Raw genomic sequence first — 1306 nt, forward strand, 5'->3', positions numbered from 1 at the left:
TTCTGAAACGATCAGTAAGGGCTTCCCGTAGGGGCAGCGCGCTGACGGTCTGTTCGTCCTCCGGCGTAACCCCTACGCCGCTGAGTCGACGCCAACTCCATTGCAACGGACGTACGGTCACGCCCATGACCAGAATCCGTCCCGCCGCAGCCCTGGCGGCCCTGCTGCTCGCCTTGGCGCTGTCCGTCGCCGCCGCCCCGCTCGCGGGGGCCGCTCCGGCCACCCAGGACCAGACCGCCGCGTCCGCCACCGCTCCGGCCGCAGTCCGGGCCGAACTCCCGCGCTCCACCGGGCCGTACGCGGTCGGGCAGGAGGTCCTGGAACTCGTCGACCGGGACCGGCCCGACCCGTGGGTGCCCCCGGCGGGCCCACGCCGGCTGATGGTATCGGTGTACTACCCGGCCAGGGCGGGCACCGGCAGCCCGGCCCCCTACATGACCCCCGGCGCGGCGCGGATGCTGCTGGACGCCAAGCTGCCGGGCAACACCATCCCCACCGAGGCGATCACCGCGACCCGGACCTGGGCCGCCTCCGGGGCCCGCCCCGCGCCCGGCCGGTACCCGCTGGTGCTCCTCTCGCCGGGCTTCACCATGCCGCGCACCTCACTGACCGGCCTGGCCGAGGACCTGTCCAGCCACGGCTACGTGGTCGCGCTGATCGACCACACCTACGAGAACACCGGGACGACCTTCCCCGACGGAAGCACGCTGCCCTGCGTGATGTGCGGCCACCTGCGCTCCCCGGAGGACTGGGCGGGCCTGGACCGCAGCCGGGCCCAGGACATCTCCTTCGCCATCGACCAGTTGACCACCCGCTCCCACCCCGCCTGGCGCCACTCCCGGATGATCGCCCCGGACCGCGTCGGTGCGGCCGGCCACTCCGCGGGCGGCGCGGCGACCGTCCCCGCCCTGCTCACCGACGACCGAATCAGAGCCGGCGCGGACCTGGACGGCACCATGGACGTCCCGGTGCCCGCCACCGGCCTCGGCGGCAAACCGTTCCTGATGATCGGGCACCCGCTGCCGGGCGGCGCCGAGGACACCAGCTGGACCGAGAGCTGGCCCCGGATCGACGGCTGGAAGCGCTGGCTGACCGTGGCCGGCACCAACCACGCCTCGTTCACCGACTTCCCGGTCCTGCTCGACGCCCTCGGCCTACCCGACAGCGGTCGCACGCTCCCCGCCCCGCGCGCCCTCCAACTCACCCGGGCATACGTCACGGCCTTCTTCGACCTGCACCTGAAGGACGTCGCCCAGCCGCTCCTCGACGGGCCGACCCCGCAGAACCCGGAGGTCGCCTTCCACCC

General features: G+C 73.7%; 1 protein-coding gene. It reads left to right on the top strand.

What is annotated here, in order from left to right:
• Positions 1-125 precede the first annotated feature (125 nt).
• Positions 126-1306: alpha/beta hydrolase family protein (locus ACZ63H_RS38620; protein ID WP_469873124.1), on the top strand; the 1181-nt coding region annotated here is incomplete at its 3' end.

Source organism: Streptomyces sp. NPDC104831 (assembly GCF_055583025.1).